The organism is Synechococcus sp. MIT S9504 (assembly GCF_047497135.1).
GTDB lineage: Bacteria > Cyanobacteriota > Cyanobacteriia > PCC-6307 > Cyanobiaceae > Synechococcus_C.
The window spans coordinates 1145346-1160929 of sequence record NZ_CP138942.1 but is presented as its reverse complement, the minus strand read 5'-3'; the positions used below and the strand labels follow the sequence as shown (position 1 = coordinate 1160929).

21 protein-coding genes, 1 tRNA gene and 2 pseudogenes are annotated in these 15584 nt (G+C 49.9%); 14 read left to right on the top strand and 10 right to left on the bottom strand.

Annotation, left to right across the window (positions count from 1 at the left end; all coding sequences use genetic code 11):
• The first annotated feature begins 193 nt into the window (after window positions 1-193).
• From SIB58_RS06755 to SIB58_RS06745, 3 genes are all read left to right on the top strand, one after another.
• Window positions 194-433: a Nif11-like leader peptide family natural product precursor gene (locus SIB58_RS06755; protein WP_066907331.1), complete on the top strand. Its 240-nt coding sequence runs from the start codon at window positions 194-196 to the stop codon at window positions 431-433.
• Between the two features lie 210 nt (window positions 434-643).
• A complete protein-coding gene (locus SIB58_RS06750; protein ID WP_066907329.1) occupies window positions 644-889 on the top strand; it encodes a Nif11-like leader peptide family natural product precursor in 246 nt (81 codons plus the stop codon).
• A gap of 11 nt (window positions 890-900) precedes the next feature.
• A complete protein-coding gene (locus SIB58_RS06745) occupies window positions 901-1227 on the top strand; it encodes a hypothetical protein (protein ID WP_197461089.1) in 327 nt (108 codons plus the stop codon).
• Here SIB58_RS06745 and SIB58_RS06740 read toward each other — a convergent pair.
• Window positions 1108-1893 (bottom strand): annotated as a pseudogene (locus SIB58_RS06740) (transposase). The gene SIB58_RS06745 and the pseudogene SIB58_RS06740 sit on opposite strands and share 120 nt — an antisense overlap.
• A 273-nt stretch (window positions 1894-2166) precedes the next feature.
• Window positions 2167-3054, bottom strand: a complete 888-nt coding sequence (locus tag SIB58_RS06735; protein ID WP_067325511.1) for a hypothetical protein — start codon at window positions 3052-3054, stop codon at window positions 2167-2169.
• A gap of 811 nt (window positions 3055-3865) precedes the next feature.
• Between SIB58_RS06735 and SIB58_RS06730 the strand changes: the two genes are divergently transcribed.
• Window positions 3866-4753, top strand: coding sequence for an ecdysteroid 22-kinase family protein (locus SIB58_RS06730; RefSeq protein WP_255355640.1), 888 nt, complete (start codon window positions 3866-3868; stop codon window positions 4751-4753).
• Window positions 4754-5586: 833 nt separating this feature from the next.
• Here SIB58_RS06730 and SIB58_RS06725 read toward each other — a convergent pair.
• Window positions 5587-5871 (bottom strand): Nif11-like leader peptide family natural product precursor, encoded by a 285-nt coding sequence (locus SIB58_RS06725; RefSeq protein ID WP_066907319.1) that lies wholly within the window; start codon window positions 5869-5871, stop codon window positions 5587-5589.
• Between the two features lie 187 nt (window positions 5872-6058).
• Window positions 6059-6328 (bottom strand): Nif11-like leader peptide family natural product precursor, encoded by a 270-nt coding sequence (locus SIB58_RS06720; protein WP_066907316.1) that lies wholly within the window; start codon window positions 6326-6328, stop codon window positions 6059-6061.
• Window positions 6329-6843: 515 nt separating this feature from the next.
• Between SIB58_RS06720 and SIB58_RS06715 the strand changes: the two genes are divergently transcribed.
• Entirely contained in the window at window positions 6844-7071 is a 228-nt protein-coding gene (locus SIB58_RS06715; protein ID WP_156486531.1) for a hypothetical protein, read from the top strand.
• Window positions 7072-7236: 165 nt separating this feature from the next.
• Here the strand turns inward: SIB58_RS06715 and SIB58_RS06710 are convergent, their stop codons facing one another.
• Window positions 7237-8031 (bottom strand): hypothetical protein, encoded by a 795-nt coding sequence (locus SIB58_RS06710; protein ID WP_156486532.1) that lies wholly within the window; start codon window positions 8029-8031, stop codon window positions 7237-7239.
• Window positions 8032-8144: 113 nt separating this feature from the next.
• Window positions 8145-8341 (bottom strand): annotated as a pseudogene (locus SIB58_RS06705) (DUF3104 domain-containing protein).
• A 287-nt stretch (window positions 8342-8628) separates the two neighbouring features.
• On the opposite strand from SIB58_RS06705, the gene SIB58_RS06700 reads away from it, so the two are divergent.
• The 4 genes from SIB58_RS06700 (at window position 8629) to SIB58_RS06685 (ending at window position 10079) form a co-directional block, all read left to right on the top strand.
• Window positions 8629-8859 carry a DUF1651 domain-containing protein gene (locus tag SIB58_RS06700; protein WP_066907305.1) on the top strand — a complete coding sequence of 77 codons (231 nt, stop codon included), beginning with the start codon at window positions 8629-8631 and terminating at the stop codon, window positions 8857-8859.
• 105 nt (window positions 8860-8964) lie between these two features.
• Window positions 8965-9252: a Nif11-like leader peptide family natural product precursor gene (locus SIB58_RS06695; protein WP_074159307.1), complete on the top strand. Its 288-nt coding sequence runs from the start codon at window positions 8965-8967 to the stop codon at window positions 9250-9252.
• A 162-nt stretch (window positions 9253-9414) separates the two neighbouring features.
• Complete coding sequence (locus tag SIB58_RS06690; protein WP_066907302.1) at window positions 9415-9678, top strand: Nif11-like leader peptide family natural product precursor; 264 nt, start codon at window positions 9415-9417, stop codon at window positions 9676-9678.
• A gap of 173 nt (window positions 9679-9851) precedes the next feature.
• Window positions 9852-10079 (top strand): Nif11-like leader peptide family natural product precursor, encoded by a 228-nt coding sequence (locus tag SIB58_RS06685; RefSeq protein WP_067325520.1) that lies wholly within the window; start codon window positions 9852-9854, stop codon window positions 10077-10079.
• 236 nt (window positions 10080-10315) lie between these two features.
• Here SIB58_RS06685 and SIB58_RS06680 read toward each other — a convergent pair whose 3' ends face one another.
• From SIB58_RS06680 to SIB58_RS06665, 4 genes are all read right to left on the bottom strand, one after another.
• A complete protein-coding gene (locus SIB58_RS06680; RefSeq protein ID WP_066907296.1) occupies window positions 10316-11155 on the bottom strand; it encodes a mechanosensitive ion channel family protein in 840 nt (279 codons plus the stop codon).
• Window positions 11156-11358: 203 nt separating this feature from the next.
• Window positions 11359-12105 (bottom strand): hypothetical protein, encoded by a 747-nt coding sequence (locus SIB58_RS06675; RefSeq protein ID WP_066907293.1) that lies wholly within the window; start codon window positions 12103-12105, stop codon window positions 11359-11361.
• A gap of 365 nt (window positions 12106-12470) precedes the next feature.
• Window positions 12471-13154 carry a hypothetical protein gene (locus SIB58_RS06670; RefSeq protein ID WP_067325522.1) on the bottom strand — a complete coding sequence of 228 codons (684 nt, stop codon included), beginning with the start codon at window positions 13152-13154 and terminating at the stop codon, window positions 12471-12473.
• Between the two features lie 96 nt (window positions 13155-13250).
• Complete coding sequence (locus tag SIB58_RS06665; protein ID WP_066907287.1) at window positions 13251-13673, bottom strand: hypothetical protein; 423 nt, start codon at window positions 13671-13673, stop codon at window positions 13251-13253.
• A 156-nt stretch (window positions 13674-13829) separates the two neighbouring features.
• Here SIB58_RS06665 and SIB58_RS06660 point away from each other — a divergent pair.
• The 5 genes from SIB58_RS06660 to SIB58_RS06640 all read left to right on the top strand — a co-directional run bounded on the left by SIB58_RS06660 (window position 13830) and on the right by SIB58_RS06640 (window position 15444).
• Window positions 13830-13903 (top strand) — tRNA-Pro (locus SIB58_RS06660).
• A 418-nt stretch (window positions 13904-14321) separates the two neighbouring features.
• Complete coding sequence (locus tag SIB58_RS06655; protein WP_231857057.1) at window positions 14322-14558, top strand: hypothetical protein; 237 nt, start codon at window positions 14322-14324, stop codon at window positions 14556-14558.
• Window positions 14555-14815: a hypothetical protein gene (locus SIB58_RS06650; RefSeq protein WP_066907283.1), complete on the top strand. Its 261-nt coding sequence runs from the start codon at window positions 14555-14557 to the stop codon at window positions 14813-14815. Before SIB58_RS06655 ends, SIB58_RS06650 begins: the two co-directional genes overlap by 4 nt.
• A gap of 187 nt (window positions 14816-15002) precedes the next feature.
• Complete coding sequence (locus SIB58_RS06645; RefSeq protein ID WP_156486533.1) at window positions 15003-15158, top strand: hypothetical protein; 156 nt, start codon at window positions 15003-15005, stop codon at window positions 15156-15158.
• A gap of 55 nt (window positions 15159-15213) precedes the next feature.
• Window positions 15214-15444: a hypothetical protein gene (locus SIB58_RS06640; RefSeq protein ID WP_066907280.1), complete on the top strand. Its 231-nt coding sequence runs from the start codon at window positions 15214-15216 to the stop codon at window positions 15442-15444.
• Window positions 15445-15584 lie beyond the last annotated feature (140 nt).

Genomic DNA, 15584 nt, shown 5'->3' with positions numbered 1-15584 from the left:
TCTACTTAACACCCTTTAAACTAATCCATCAAAAGCTCCTGCAGCGGCAGGGGCTTTTTGTCTCTTCAATCACCCAAACAGCCAACAAATCAGCCTTCAATACCTGGCACGATTGAGCGCAGTAACGCAGTAATTATTAACTGGAGATATTGTAGCAGGGTGTTGCCATAACCGTTAAAGACTTCAGATACTTATGTCAGAAGAACAACTCAAGGCTTTTATCGCCAAAGCCAGGGATGACCAGACCATTCAAGATAAACTAAAAGCAGCAAAGACTCCTGAAGACGTCGTAGCGATCGCTAAAGAGCACGGCCACGAAATCACTGCTGACAAGATCGCTGAACTCAGTGAAGAGGAACTGGAAGGCGTGGCTGTGGGCCTCCGTGCGGTCATACCTACCTTTATCACTTGCAGACCACCCAACTGTGGATAGTCTGAGATTCCCGAAGATATTTTCTTGCTAATAGATTTCTCGTAAGATTCTACTTATCAAACCTCCTGCTGTCGTAGGGGCTTTTTATTACTTCAATAGTCTGAATAATCCCATAATTCAGCCTCCAATACCTGGCACGATTGAGTGCATTAAGTATTAGCTAAAGACACTTCAGCGGACTTGCTATAACTGCAAAAAAGCCTAACACCCATGTCCTTAGAACAGCTTAAAGCCTTTCTTGAGAAGGTCAAAGACGACAAAAGTCTTCAAGACAAACTAAAGGCAGCAAAGACTCCTGAAGACGTCGTAGGGATCGCTAAAGAGCACGGCCACGAATTCACTGCTGATAAGATCGCTGAACACAGTGAAGAGGAACTGGAAGGCGTGGCTGGCGGCGGCCACTGTCTAACGAATTCCCCGTTGGCTGGCGGCTGTACTGGCTGGCTGCGAATTTAGTATATTGAATGATGAATCAAAGCCCCTGCAAACGCAGGGGCTTTTTATTGCTTCAATCACTCCAAAAAGACCAACAATCAGCCTTCAATACCTGGCACCATTATCCACAAAACAGCCAAAGCGTTCACCCATCTAGTCGCCTAATCCATCCACAAAAAATACAAGGCAGAGCAAACAAAGCCTCAGCTTTCTTTAGTCCTACATCTATTCATATCCCCTCAACGCAACTGCCAAATACTTTGCTCCCTATCACCATCACGGATGCCATTGGCTCGTCTAAATCTCACCGCAACTTGATGCCACTCCTCTGGGATTTGATTGAGCCGAACATCAATTGAAAATGGGAGTTGCTGTCGACCTGGTGAGACCCGTTTTTGCTTGCTTCTACTGCTCCCAACCAATCGCTTCAGCATCCTTGAGCCCCAATGGCATTTAGCTGCCCATTTGCTGTGATGGCGATACTTCAGGCAGAACCGCTCATATCGCCTGGAGCATCCCTTCAGGCTTGATGCCAGTTGCAGAAAGCTGGGGTGCCATTCGCTGTTGCCATCACTCGCCAACCTGCCGTAGTGCCCGTAGTTGGAATAGGGGTCATAAAAATCCTTACGCACTCCAGCTGCTTTCGGGTTGGCGTGGATATACCGCAAGGTATTCACCACTCGCCTGTGGTCTTTCGCTGCGATGGCAGTGGCGTAATACCTTGCCTACCAGAAGTGCCCGCAACGACCACTCAAGCGGTTGAGTGCCATCGCTGAATACCAGCCAAACCAGTGCATCAGCTTTGGCAGTTGGCGTGCATCATCAGGACGCAGAAACAAATACAGGTGATTTGCCATCAAGCAAACGGCATGCAACTTATGCGGCACCTTGGCTTGTGCCTTGGCAAGCACTGCTAGCAGCACATCACGCCTCAATCCTTTCGCAATCAAAAACTGACGGCTGTTGCACCTCAAGGTGATATGAAACGAGTATCCCTGATGTAAAACACGTTGTAAGCGACCCAAATGAATCTCGGCTTCATAAGCCGAACATGCATTGATCTTTGTGGTGATACCTGGTCAATAACGATTCCCTGACGTTGATTTGCAAGTGCACCCTGTGGTCTGGACAACTTCAATTCAAGCCAGCCACAGCCCGATCCACCGGGACGCCCGAGCACCGTTGAATCGTTATGGCCTGCAGGGATCCCTTAGGCACTGCCTTATGGACCGGCCCCCGCATTCATGCCACTAATCAATCCCCAATATCGGGTTGATGTAGCTCTTTTGCATTGAAGGTCAAAGCAGCGGTCCTTCGATGTCGGCATCTCTGGCGTTGCCCTTGCCGCTGTGGATGTCCTTCACCCTGCGCAGATATTCACGAGTTAGGAAGACGCCTCGGTTGGGGGCAAACTCATCGGTGTTGAGCTGCAGGGCCAGAGCTTTCTCGTTGATGCTCATCACCTCTAGTGCCAGAGACAGGATTGCGAGCATGTCTTCCATGCCCTCGTCGACCGCTTTTTTTGCCTGAAGGCCAGCGATGTTGATCGCCTCTTCTGAGATGTTGGCTGCAGTGGCGATCAATTCTCGGTTGTCCTGTGCAGCAGTGTTCAGAGCACCGACTGAACGGCTGGTGTCGTTCGTTTGGGCTTGCAGGTCAGCCAGAGCTCTGCGATACGTCTCGAAGGAGCCGTTGATCTGCTCCTGATTGTTTTTCGGCAATGCCAGTGACTGCTTCTGGAGCTGCTCACCAGTCTTTGTAGCTTCTGCCATGGCGGTGGTTCGCTCAAGCAGATCGCTAACGGTGGCTTGCATTCCAGCAACTTCCTCGGAAAGCAGCATCGACCTTGCGTAGATGGCGCTGCTTGCAGCGTTCCACTCAGTCATTGCCGTCACGTCGGGGCTGGTGCCGAAACGTTCTGAGAGCTCTGCCAGCCCAGCATTGACCTGCTCAACATCAGCCTGCAGCTGACCGATGGTGTCCTGAGTCTGTTGCTGCTGAATCCTGGCGTTGAGAAGTTCACGCTTACGTCGTTGGCGTTCTGCTTCTGCCGCTGATGGCAGCTGTGCCTCGCGGTGCTGACTTTCGATCCAAGCCTTTCGGCCATCGATCGGAATGCTGTCGGGAACTTCCCAGCTGGTGACCTGCAACTGCACAATTTCGCCGCGGTGGGTGACTTTCAGCATGGATCTGTTTCCTCTGATATTGCTTGGATCTGGTCTTGCTACTAAAAGACGTGCACCATTGACTTGAATACTGTTGTGTGAAGTGCAGCATTGCCTTCAATGATTCTGCGGGGTATCGATGGTGCGGCCATTTCTTAGAAAAAATTTCTATTAAATCGCGCTGGCCGGCGGGCCGGAGTTGGTGATGATGAACTCGCCAGTCTTATCTTATGTGCGTTGGATTAAGTCTATTGTCTTATACCTACCTTGGAATAACTACCTTGGTTTTCTGTCCTTAATAGTTGAAAGTTTTTGTTGTAGGCTGGTGGGGCGTATAGGAGCCCTTAATCAGCAGCTTCACCGAGGTAAGGCTGGGTTTGCACACCTGTAACCCTTACTAAAATACTGAATAAAAGATTTTCTTTATAACATATTTATTGATAAATAGTTTTTGCAAGAAGACAAAAATTATAGGGAAGCGGTGATGCCTTGAAATCGCAATTGTCAAAGCCCTATCACTCTCGATAGAACAGCGGCTTGTTATAACTTAGACCTCTAAATATTTAAGATAAACAGTTTTTGTCAAAAATCATGGTTCCGTCTTAAAATAGAAGTTATACATTTTATACATCAGCGGTTTGAATCAAATAATTGAAAATCCCTTGAATGTTAATTCTTCTTGGCTAACAGCAGTTTTACGTCAGTCAGGCTTTATTAAGTATCAGGTGATTCTTGATCTTAAGCTCGAGCCTATTGGCGAGTCTACAGGGTTTCTTTCTAGGATTTTTCGTATTATTCCAAAATATTCAGAAAAGAATGATAGCTTGCCCGAATCTATCATTCTAAAAATACATACAAACCGACCAGAGTTTTTTTCAGTTGGAGAAAATCAAAGGCTTTCGACAGAGAAAGTGGATTTTATAGGCATATCAGCCCCCATGTAAACGGTCGATTGCCCAAGATTTTCGCTTCGTATTCGCAGGGTGGAAAGGGTTGGATCCTAATGGAGGATCTATCACAAATGAAAAATGGTGATCAGGTTTATGGTCTAAATAATGTAGAAGTAAAAGCATCACTCTCAGCTATTGCTTGTGTGCATGCTGATTGCTGGCAGGTTTGCGATCAATATTCTTACCCATGGCTTCCAACCGATGACTTCTGGTTTCGTGTGGATCCTCAGCCTTCGTGGTCAAACCTCAAAGAATGTTACGGGCTACGGATTGGGAAAGAAGCAACAGCTTTGTTAGATGAATATGTCATGCGTCATGATGAGATTTTTAGCCGACTCCAAAAATGTCCACGGACTATCGTCCATGGAGATCTGAGAGCAGATAACTTGTTGATCGACAACAATGATCAGAATAATCCTAATATTCTCATCATTGATTGGCAGACAGTCACTATTAGTGCTGCTGCAATAGACGTTGCTTTTTTAATTCTTGGTAGCGAGCCCCCCGCTGAAAGGCACGGTCACTTTAAGGATCTTGTTTCACACTGGCACTCACATTTAGTTTCATTAGGAGTGAAAAATTATTCCTTTTCTGAAGCGTATAGTGATGTTCGATTGGCTTCTCTTGCATGTCTTTCTGCTCCGATCAAGGCTTTTGCAGAGCTGGGTGGACCTAACTTCAAGAACGCCAAGGAAGCACAGTTAGCTGAATGCTTTATCTTTCGCCACATAGAAGCATCAGTTGAATTGAATCTATCTGAGATCTTATAAATGGCCAACCGCATTTCCGAGTTAGAGTTTTAAAGTTAACACTTTCAGGACAAAAACCTTAGTATTTTTAAATTCACCCGCTTTCTATCATTATCAAGCTGGTATAGAACGAACGAGCAAACAAGAGAAAGTAGGGTGTAGCGATACGATTTAACCTCGCCTCTGAGCAGTCTGGAGAATCATGCTCAATCTGCTTAATAATTTCTGCTCCATCACCTTGTATGCGGGGGAGGCTGTTGAACGTAGCTGGTTTAGAGGCCCAGAATTCAGTCAGGAAAATGGCTATGCCTAGCCATAGACAATTAGCGAAAAAAGTTGTGAGCTAGCGACAAAGCTGCGATAAAAAGCTTGCGGATGGTGTTTTTTGATCATATCTGACAGGAGAGCGAAACCCTGTGCAGCAACAGGTTTTGGCAACATCCCCGTCAGGTCCTAGTATGTGCAGGTAACGGGGCGTGGCGCAGTTAGGTAGCGCGGGTGCTTTGGGAGCACGCCATGAGCCAAGACCCAACCCAGTCGCACCAACGCTTTTGAGCGATCAGTCACTTAAAAGGAGTGACAACGAGTGACAAGGGCCTATTTCTTGCTTAGCCCTGGCTGGATGACGCCAGGGAGTCGGAGTTGATTGCTGCCGCTGAACGAGTATTGGCCGGAGTTGCTAGTTGACTGCAGACTTGATTGCTAATTAAGCCCTGACTATCTCTGCTCAACTACGCTCAATCGTGCCAGGTATCGGATGCTATTTGGGTCTGATTAATGGTGGGTATGGGGTGATTGAAGAAATAAAACCTCTGCGGAGGCAGGGGCTTTGCAATGAGTAGGCTTTTAACAACTTACTGACATTGGGTATAAACAACTCGGTGTTCACAGGTTGCACACACCATGCAAAACTTTGTTGGATAGCCGCAATTTGTTTCACTACCTCCAGCCGCCCCTTCTAGCTCTTCTTCAGAAAGCGTTAGTTGAGCCTGGTTTAGGTCATCAGCAGAAATACTAAACCCAGCCTCTTTCGCAATCGCAAGAACTGCATCGGAATTAGCAGCAGCTTTGAGTTTCTCCTGAAGACTGGAATCACCTTTGACTTTTTCGAGGAAGGCTTTAAGTTGTTCTTCAGACATGGCTAACGAGAGTTCATAATAACTATAGCAACGATATACTGCATCGTATTTGGCTAATATTTACTGCGCTGATTCGGACCAGGCATTGAAGGCTAATTTATGCTCCTTTTGTGGTGATTGAAGCAATAAAAAGCCCCTGCGCAGGGGCTTGATGAGTAGGCTCACACATCACATTTACTACACATATTTAGTGCTTATTACAAATAAAACAGGTTCCCATATACGAATCCCATACGATAGCAGTTAAGATATCGCAGGAGTTAGCTCCACCAGCTGCACTTTCAAGGTCTCTCTGAGACAAGTCTTGGGGATTTGCTTTTAAGTCTTCTGTGCTAATCGCGAAACCAGCAGCTTTGGCAATAGCAACAGGGTCTGCACCTTCTGCTTTGAGCTGTTCCTGTAGTGAAGTATCGGTTTGAACTTTGGCGATGAATGCCTTGAGTTGTTCTTGAGTCATGGGTGTCTCCGAGTGGGACCTTTTCGTTCTATTCCCGCTGGATCACGCATGGAAGTGGAGCGACCGTCCGTCGAGGTTCGGTTTCAGGACCTTTCGGACGGTTTCTGCACGAGCAAACTGGGCTTAATGCTCTTGGCGATGATTACGTGCTCTTGTACTCCCCTAAAAGCCAGTCAATGCAATTGGTTTGCCCAAAGTAGGCATCAATCAAAAACTCTGCGTTGAGTTTTGTGAAATGGCCCTGTTAGAAGAATGTTAGAAAATTGTCTCCAAAATCTGTGCTATAGAGGCTTTTTAAATCGCTGAGATCGACTGCAGTGCAACGGTTTTGGGGGATTGAGACAGGAAAGACTTCAGGAGGTTCAGGTGCAAATTGCTCAGATCTGATCCAGCGCACAGGTTTTCACTGACTTTTTGCCTCTTTGGGACTGACTATCTGCCTCTTCGGGCTAACTCTTTTGATCCATGCACCACTTCAGCTCCAGGGCAAGAATTGGGGCCGTTGCACTGCTCGAATGATCTTTAATTTCACCCGACTTCTTGATGCTGGTGTTGCGGTGAATGACGAGATCCACGTGCACATCCACGAGCTGAAGAACCCCCTTCTGACCCCAGAGGACCGGGAGCACATTCAGTGCAACCTGGCTGGTGGTTGCGCCCGTGGCCTGCAGGTGATTGGGATGCACCAGCTGCACCTCTCTTTCAAGCTCGATGAGCCGGCCGTGGAGATGGCCGACGCCTGAGCTGCCAAGGCATCGATGAAATTCATCGGCCCCGCAAAGTACGGGGCTTTTTATTGCCCTGGTTCCCTCGGCAGAATGTGCGTCACCAGATCAGCGTTGACCCAGCGGATCACCACTGAAAAGCCACACTCATGAGACCGGGGCATTGCGTTGAAACGTTGTGGCTCAGGAAAGGCCGACATCGCAAATCTCACCCCAACCGAATTGTGGTTCCAGGTAGCTCTTGCAAAGTGGTCCAGCAGTGTCGCTATCTCCAGGAACAGGGCTGAGCGATCCAGCGAAGCTGTGCATGCCAGGGACTGGCTTGAAGGTTTCGGTTATGTCTTCGAAAGTAGCTCCGGGGCCAAGACGGTATCTCTTAGAAGTATTTCCAGCTGCATCACGAACGTTCCCAGCTAAATCACGAAGGTTTCCAGCTAAATCTTGGCCCCAAACACTGTTCATCGCGCCTTGATGCATCGACATCGAGGGAGCTTCTGTATCGATGACGATCCCAGGGGGCTCTTCAACGGGTTGAACCGTGCTAATAGGGGTGTTTTGACCACAACCGGCGGTGACGCAATAAACAGAGTCATGCAATCCCTCAACAGGGACACCCGTTTCAAAAGCAAAAGTGCCACCGACCTTCTCCTTAACGCCGATCACCACATCGTTGAGGTCACTATCGGTTGGGAACAGTTCTTCTCCTTCTTGCCCACCTTTGAGACCGCCAATTGCTAGTTCAGGTGGTTGTCCAATCTCAACGGGTTTCACTTCACGAGTATCAAAGCTGCCGGTCAACTCATCTGCCTGTCTAAGCGAGGTACCTACATCGCAGATTTCACTCCAGTTCAAACCCTTCCGACCGGTCAGGTCATCATTCGTAGAAGCTTCCTGCAACTTTGCATGCCTCGGCTCAAAGCTTCCAAAGCTGTCCTTTTCGGGTCGAGGTACGACGTCGAAGGTCACGAAATGAGGCATGGATCTGAAAGCGGTGGAGGCTTGTTTCCTCTCGATGGCCACACCATCTCCGCATTCGACAGCTGACTTGATGACCTGCCTCAAGGAGGGTTGTGAGGTTGGTCACACCGCCCTTAGATCGCAGGAAGGATGTGGGTCACCAGATCAGCATTGACCCAGCGGATCACGCCTGAATCCACATCAGCGATCTGGAACAGGTGTGCATAGAGGGATCACGGGCAGCGCCGCCGCAGTGGATCACCTGCCCCATCCACCAATCCTTGTCATCCTTCTCTCCGGTCAGAAGGTCATGGCGCACGATCACCGTCATGCCTGGAGCCACGTCCAAAAACACCGGCCTCTCTGACTCGGGTGAGCTGTAAAACCCGTGGTCAACCGACATACCCACAAAACTAGGACACCAGTACTAGCCACGATTGCCCAGGGCTGCAGCGCGGTGACACTGGAGCCCTACCTGGACAGACCATGCCGGATGGTGCCCGGAGTACGGGAGACGCTGCAGAGCCCGCCTAGCGATCCAAGGACTCTCATTTGGCGACCAAGTGTCACCCGATACATACAAGCAGTTGTAGCTTTTATTTGTCGAGACCGCGTCAAATGAAAGGCTTGCTGACCATTGCGAATAACTGCCAGACGGTCAGCTTCCTTTCCGATCCAAGCCCCACTGGTTCAACAAATGATGTCTTTGTGATTGTTGATCACATCAAAGACATGCCAGAAGGTCATCCTCCGCTTCTGAAGACACGCCGGTACATGCGTTACGAGGATGCCGTTGCTCTTTGGAAAGAGCTTCAACGCTGTGGATGGACTCTGACTAACGCTGCCTGATGATTAAAGGCCGATAGTTCGACTCATTTCAGGGCGGATGGTGCCCGGAGTACAGGTGACGCTGCAGCCTGCCATGGCTAAGCCTTCTGTACTGGCCAGTCACCCATGTCAGAAGAACAGCTCAAAGCTTTCTTAGAAAAGGTCAAAGGCGACACCAGCCTTCAGGAACAGCTCAAAGCTGCAGCTGATACTGATGAAGTTCTTGCGATTGCGAAAGAGGCTGGGTTTGGTGTTTCTGTTGACGACTTGAAGAACGCTCAATCAGAGCTTTCAGACGAAGAAATTGAAGGCGTGGCTGGAGGAGGTCACGGCGTAACATTTTACAATCCTTGTAGTACCTTAATTATGACGTTAAAGTGTTGTACCAAGATGCTAGCAGTTTGTCCAAAGTGAATAGCCTACTCATTCCAAAGCCCCAAGGGTTTTTGATTGCTTCAATCGTCTGACTAACCGCATCAATCAGCCTTCAATACCTTGCACGATTGAGCGCAGTAAGTATTAGCCAAAGCCTCTGCAGCAGACCATTGCTATAACCGTTAAAGACTCCCGATACCCATGTCAGAAGAGCAACTCAAAGCCTTTCTAGAAAAGGTCAAAGGTGACACCAGCCTTCAAGAGAAACTCAAAGCAGCTTCGGATGCCGATACTGTGATTTCTATTGCGAAAGAGGCTGGATTTAGTATCTCTACTGACGATTTGAAGAAGGCTCAATCAGAGCTTTCTGAAGAGGAACTGGAAGGCGTGGCTGGTGGAGCCAATCAGAGCTTTGAGTACGGAGCCATCGGACAATGCCTCCCGCCTTGTCCAATGTCACACTAGGTGCGGTGATTGTGAGCCTACTCATCAAAGCCCCGAGGGGGCTTTTTTTGCTTCAATCACTCCAAAAAGACCAACAATCAGCCTTCAATACCTGGCACGATTGAGCGCAGTAATTATTAGCTAACGACACCGCGGCAGACCGTTGCTATAAATAATTAAAAGACTTGACACCTATGTCAATAGAACAGCTCAGGGCTTTTATCGCCAAATCCAAGGATGACCAGTCCATTCAAGACAAACTAAAGGCGGCAAAGACCCCTGAAGACGTCGTAGGGATCGCTAAAGAACACGGTCACGAATTTACTGCTGATAAGGTGACTGAACTCAGCGAAGATCAGCTAAAAGGCGTGGCAGGCGGCTTGGCGTGGGGTGCCGGAGGAAGCATGGTACCAATCAACTAGCAACTCCGGCCAATACTCGTTCAGCAGCAGCCCGATCCACCGGGACGCCTGAGCACCGATGAATCGTTATGGCCTGCAGGGATCCCTAGGCACTGTTTTATGGGCCGGCCCTCACACTCATGCCACCAAGTATTGATGGTTTCTCAGAATAATTAAATCCACTGCCGATCCTCATGGATTTTGAGTTTGAGAATCGTGAGGTCAAGCCCAGATTAATTGACCACACTTTCAAAAAATCAATTTACAGAACTACCTTGCATTGCAACTGGAATTCGAGGCACGGGGAAGCCAGCTTTTCCTAGAACTTCAACAATCATGCGATTGGTGTCAAAGTAAACCTGCCAATAGTTAGTAACGTCAGTGTAAGGCCGTACCGCCAATCGAGGACCACGTTCACTGAATTCCAGGACTTCGACATCAGCTTCTACACCGTCCATTTGGTTCGGAACAGATTTAATGCCTTCCTTCAATAATTTGATCGCTTGTGCAACGTCTGCACTGTTATCAAGTTGAGCAACAAGCTCTACCATCCTATAAGGATTGGCGGAATAGTTCTTGATTGTGTCGTTAAAGAGTTTTCCGTTGGGGACGTAATGAATAACATTGTCAATTGAAGTAATCGAAGTAACGAACATCCCCACCTCTTTGACTGTTCCTTCAACTCCACCACCATCAATATAATCTCCCGTAGAGACTGGGCGTAACACCTGGAGAAATACGCCTGCTGCGAAATTTCCGAGCATGCCGCTCCAAGCAGCGCCAATTGCAACACCAGCACCAGCAAGGAGTGCGGCGAAACTTGCAGTTTGAATTCCAAAGAATCCAAGGATTGCAACAACAAGAACCACCCTGAGGGTGACACCAAGAATATTTAGGAGATATCTGACGACTGTCGGGTCGAGAGCCCATTTCTTTAAAGACTGGCGCATGACCCGCAAAGACAGGCCGATCAGCCAGCCTCCGGCGATCCATAAAGCGACAGCTCCCGCCAGTTTAAATAAAAATGAAATAATAATTGCCGAAATTTCTGCACTGTCAAAGAACGACAGGGCAGAAGAGGCCCCTAGCAAAAACATCAAAAGGAATGCAAAGATACAACTATTAATAACTCAACACGTTCCTGCACGTCATTTGAATTTTTGCAGCCAGAAACAATACGAAACAACTCTGTATTTTATATCTATTGGCAAGGAATCATATTCACCTGGTCTTCTCATAACGTACTCACCCATCATTAAGACATAATCGGTTAAAGACCTCGCTCTGAAATGAAGGGTTACTACTTGTTCCTGGCATTACCTTTGGCCGTGTAGATGTCCTTCACCCTGCGCAGATATTCACGAATTAGGAAGACGCCTCGGTTGGGGGCAAACTCATCGGTGTTGAGCTGCAGGGCCAGAGCTTTCTCGTTGATGCCCATCACCTCTAGTGCCAGGGACAGGATGCTCAGCAGGTCTTCCATGCCCTCGTCGACTGCCTTCTTTGCCTCCAGGCCAGCGATGTTGATCGCCTCTTCCGTGATGTTTGCCGCAGTGGCGATGATCTCTCGGTTGTCCTGTGCAGCAGTGTTCAGAGCACCGACTGAACGGCTGGCGTCGTTGGTTTGCTCCTGCAGGTCTGCCAATGCGCGGCGATACGTCGCAAAGGAGCCGTTGATCTGCTCTTGATTGTTTTTCAGCAATGCCAGTGACTGCTTCTGGAGCTGCTCACCAGTCTTTGTAGCTTCTGCCATGGCGGTGGTTCGCTCAAGCAGATCGCTAACGGTGGCTTGCATTCCAGCAACTTCCTCGGAAAGCAGCATCGACCTTGCGTAGATGGCGCTGCTTGCAGCGTTCCACTCAGTCATTGCCGTCACGTCGGGGCTGGTGCCGAAACGTTCTGAGAGCTCTGCCAGCCCAGCATTGACCTGCTCAACTTTTCGGCGAAGCAGCGTGGCGCGTGAAACGCTCAGAGCACTAACGGCTCCGCTGGTTCGCAACCAGCGATCATCATTCATCAGTGAGTCAGCAGCGGGAACAGAAACCACCTCAGGCTCGCGGCCTTGAGTTAGTTGGGTTTGGTTTGCTTTGTTGCCGCGTTGCTTAGTGCTGGACCTCCTGATCTGGAGGACGGACGGGGACTCTCACCCACTCACCCCTTCCGTATGGGGCGCCGGTTTTCCAGCATGAAGCTGCTCCGACGTCGATTGCAAGTTGCCTTAACGACTTCGTTCTGTGATCTGAACTCAGTCGCAGACCCAGCCTTGGCTCCAGCTGGGTGGGACACCTTTGTTAAAGGTGACTGGGTTTTTCTCCCAGTGATCGGATGATGCAACGACTTAACTCAGGTAGTCAAGTAACTCAACTCACCTAAGTAATAAATCTGACAGTGAGGGTGGTGTGCTGAGCAGTGTCAAAAACTGGCGGGGACTGAACCCTTCAGAAGATCTCGATAACGGATTCCCGCCTCAAAAGCAGCATCAACAGTGTCCTGATCAACCCAAGCCCCGTAGTGCCGTAGGTGGGTTTCGTTGCTGTGACCCATCGGTGCAGACGCCACCCTCACGCTTAGTCCGTATTGCTGGTGAGCCCTGTGCGCGTAGCCATGACGAAATCCATAACTGGTGACGCCAAGGGCTTTCAAAGGGATCCAGCCTTGCTGCCGGTCGAGGTATCTCCTTGCAGCATCAGCAACACCGCCTCCGAAAGGTGGAAATGGCTCATCTGCAGCGATGCGCTCGAGCAGATTCCAGTCAGTTTCCCACTCAGGATGCAGAGGCTTCAATCTGCGAGGCTTAGTAGTCCCTCCACCAGATCGCTTCTGGTAGTTGCACCACAGACCATCTGGCCTGATCTCCAGATGCAACACTTCGACTGGGCGAAGGCCATAGGTGGCCAGCAGCTGGAAAACAAACTGCCAGCGCTTGCCTGCCGCATCATTCGGCAGCGAATCCAGCAGGGCCAGGATCTGCTCATCGGTCAACGGGACCGACTGTGAAGTGCTGCCCACCTTGGTGCCGACAAACGGCTTCAGATCCAGCGGCGGGGTCCAGCGATCAGCAGGCAGCAACTTTTTGCCAACGGCCCACTTGAGCATCGCTGCAATGTGCTGGCAGGCAATCTGACGGCTGCGGGCTCCGGGCTACATGCTTTGCCGATCTCCAGCAGCAGGGCTTCGGCATCGATCGCATTTTCAGCCCTGGGCAGATGCTTTGCGTTTGGCGTAAACGGTCTCCCAGGTTGATTGTTTAATTTCACCGGTCTGTTTGACCTTGTACTGGCCGAAGTCTTCCCAGATTTGAATCAATGGAGCTGATGACTTCACTCTCTCCGGGGCAGCAATCGCCTCACCTGTTTGTAGATCCAGGGCTTCATTGAGTGTGCGACCGGAAGCGATGGCCTGGGAGATGGCCTCAACGGATCGCTGGATTGCTCCAGCCTGGGCAGGCAGCCACTTCACGGGCAGCACTGCCGTAACCCTGCTGCCATCAGCAAAACGGACGTCCAGCTTGGCTTTTCCCCGCTGCTCACCCACCCGATAAGCGGTGCCCACCGTGGCTCTTAGCTGGTTTCTCAGTCCCAGCACCCAGTCAGGGGCATGGCTGCGGCTTGGCATTGAAGGCGAGTGACAAAGCGAGTGACAGCCGAGTGACAAACGAGTGACAACGGGCTGTCAGTTGCGCCTATCTGACCACACCTGACACAAGAAGGAAACCCACTGCGGCAGCTTGTTTCAGCCAGATCCCCGTCAGGCCCTACTATGTGGGGGTAACGGGGCGTGGCGCAGTTTGGTAGCGCGGGTGCTTTGGGAGCACTAGGTCGCAGGTTCGAATCCTGTCGCCCCGACTGGTTTCTCAGAGATTAGCAATCAAGACTGTGTGCAAACGGTGTGCAACCGGCACCACACCTAGCGGTGTTTTGCACACGACTTTTGGCAGTTCTTGCCAGATTCCGCCTCAAGATGGATATGATCACAGTACGGAGAGGACCACTTAAAAATGAGCCCAACCGCGAAGGTGTGACCAGATCTGCTTCCTATCTGATCTAACGATCTCCGATAACCGCAATCTTCGAAACTCTCCTGTCATATAGGCAGCGACAAGTCGATTGCAGGCAGGCACAAACAGTTCAAACGACCCCCTGAACATGCACTGATTGCGTGTTGCAGGATCACTGTCTGTCTGCAATGAATCAAACCCCACACTGGGTGCCAGAGTAGGAAGCTCAAGAGTTTCTTGGTCTCGAAAACAGCACCCTTCGCCTTATGCGCCGTCAGCGCAGGCTCCTGCCTGGACAGCATTGGATCTTTGCCACGGGCAGTTCTCGTGGCCCTGTGCATTACGACATCGCTGCAATCCGCAAGCACCTAGTTGAGCTGACGATCTCGGCAGTGCAAGAAGAGGATCAGCGCGTTACGGCAAAGCGCAAGAGCCGCGCGGATTCGATTGAGACCTACGACGAATCGAATCTTGATCAACTGATCGCTGAGGTGCAGTCATGATCGGAATCAAGCACAAGCAAGAAACAGTTCGCTTCACGGTTGATCTTGACCTTGAGCTTCACAAGGCTTTGAAGAGCATTGCTTTGGAAGAGAGGTGCAGCGCGACCGCTTACTGGAGTGGAACAGATGACCAAATCCTGTTTGGCAACGATGCCGATTGGCCTGGTCTGCCTGCAGCAGTGCTGAAGGCAAGGCGTCTGCGGTTGCAACATGCAGACCTGCTGATTCAGTTACGAACAGACGTATCGAAAGAGTGAAAAGGCTTGTAATTTGTTCGCGTCTTTTGCCGTCAAGTGTCAAAACGTGATCACAGGTGATTAGAGCTGTCATGACCAATAATTGGCGGCAAATTAGGGAGTTTTGATTCCCATATCCCGTCGTTAATCTGCCATTACCAACCTCGCTTATCAGCTTGAAATGGCAGCTCCAGCGTCTACCACGTACATGCCGCCGCGTGTTGGTCTGTCCTGCGTCATTGAACCCGAATTACGTCAGTACATCGAGGATTACAGAGAAGAGCATGGCCTTCGTTCAGTTGGTGAATCAACCCGGCATCTGCTTGGCCTAGCGCGTTCCGTAGTCCTTTCTGAATCCGCATAAAAAACCGCCTCAGGTCATCACACCGTCGGCGGTTTCCATACAACTTGCTTAACCAATGAAATCTATCAAAGGTCGGCAGTCAACCGACAACGCCCAGATACAAGCTCTCACGCAGTCAGCTGCAGCACGGTTTGCTCAACCACTCCCTGCAGTGCCTGATTACGGCTTTCAAGCCGACGTGCAGAACGATCTCAAGCTCGCTGCACTGCTCTGCGCCATCAGACAGATCGCAGATCAACGCGGCACAACCGTCATCGATCAGCTCGATACTTGGGAGGCGGGCTGATGAGATCTCAACTAGCTCCATTTGAAAATCAGTGTGCCTACGTTGAGTCGAGGACGGCCTCAAAACGGCCAACCAATGATGGATTCACAAACATTCTTGTTTGTAACGCCAAGGTGAGGATTTGGGATGGGTTCTCAGCA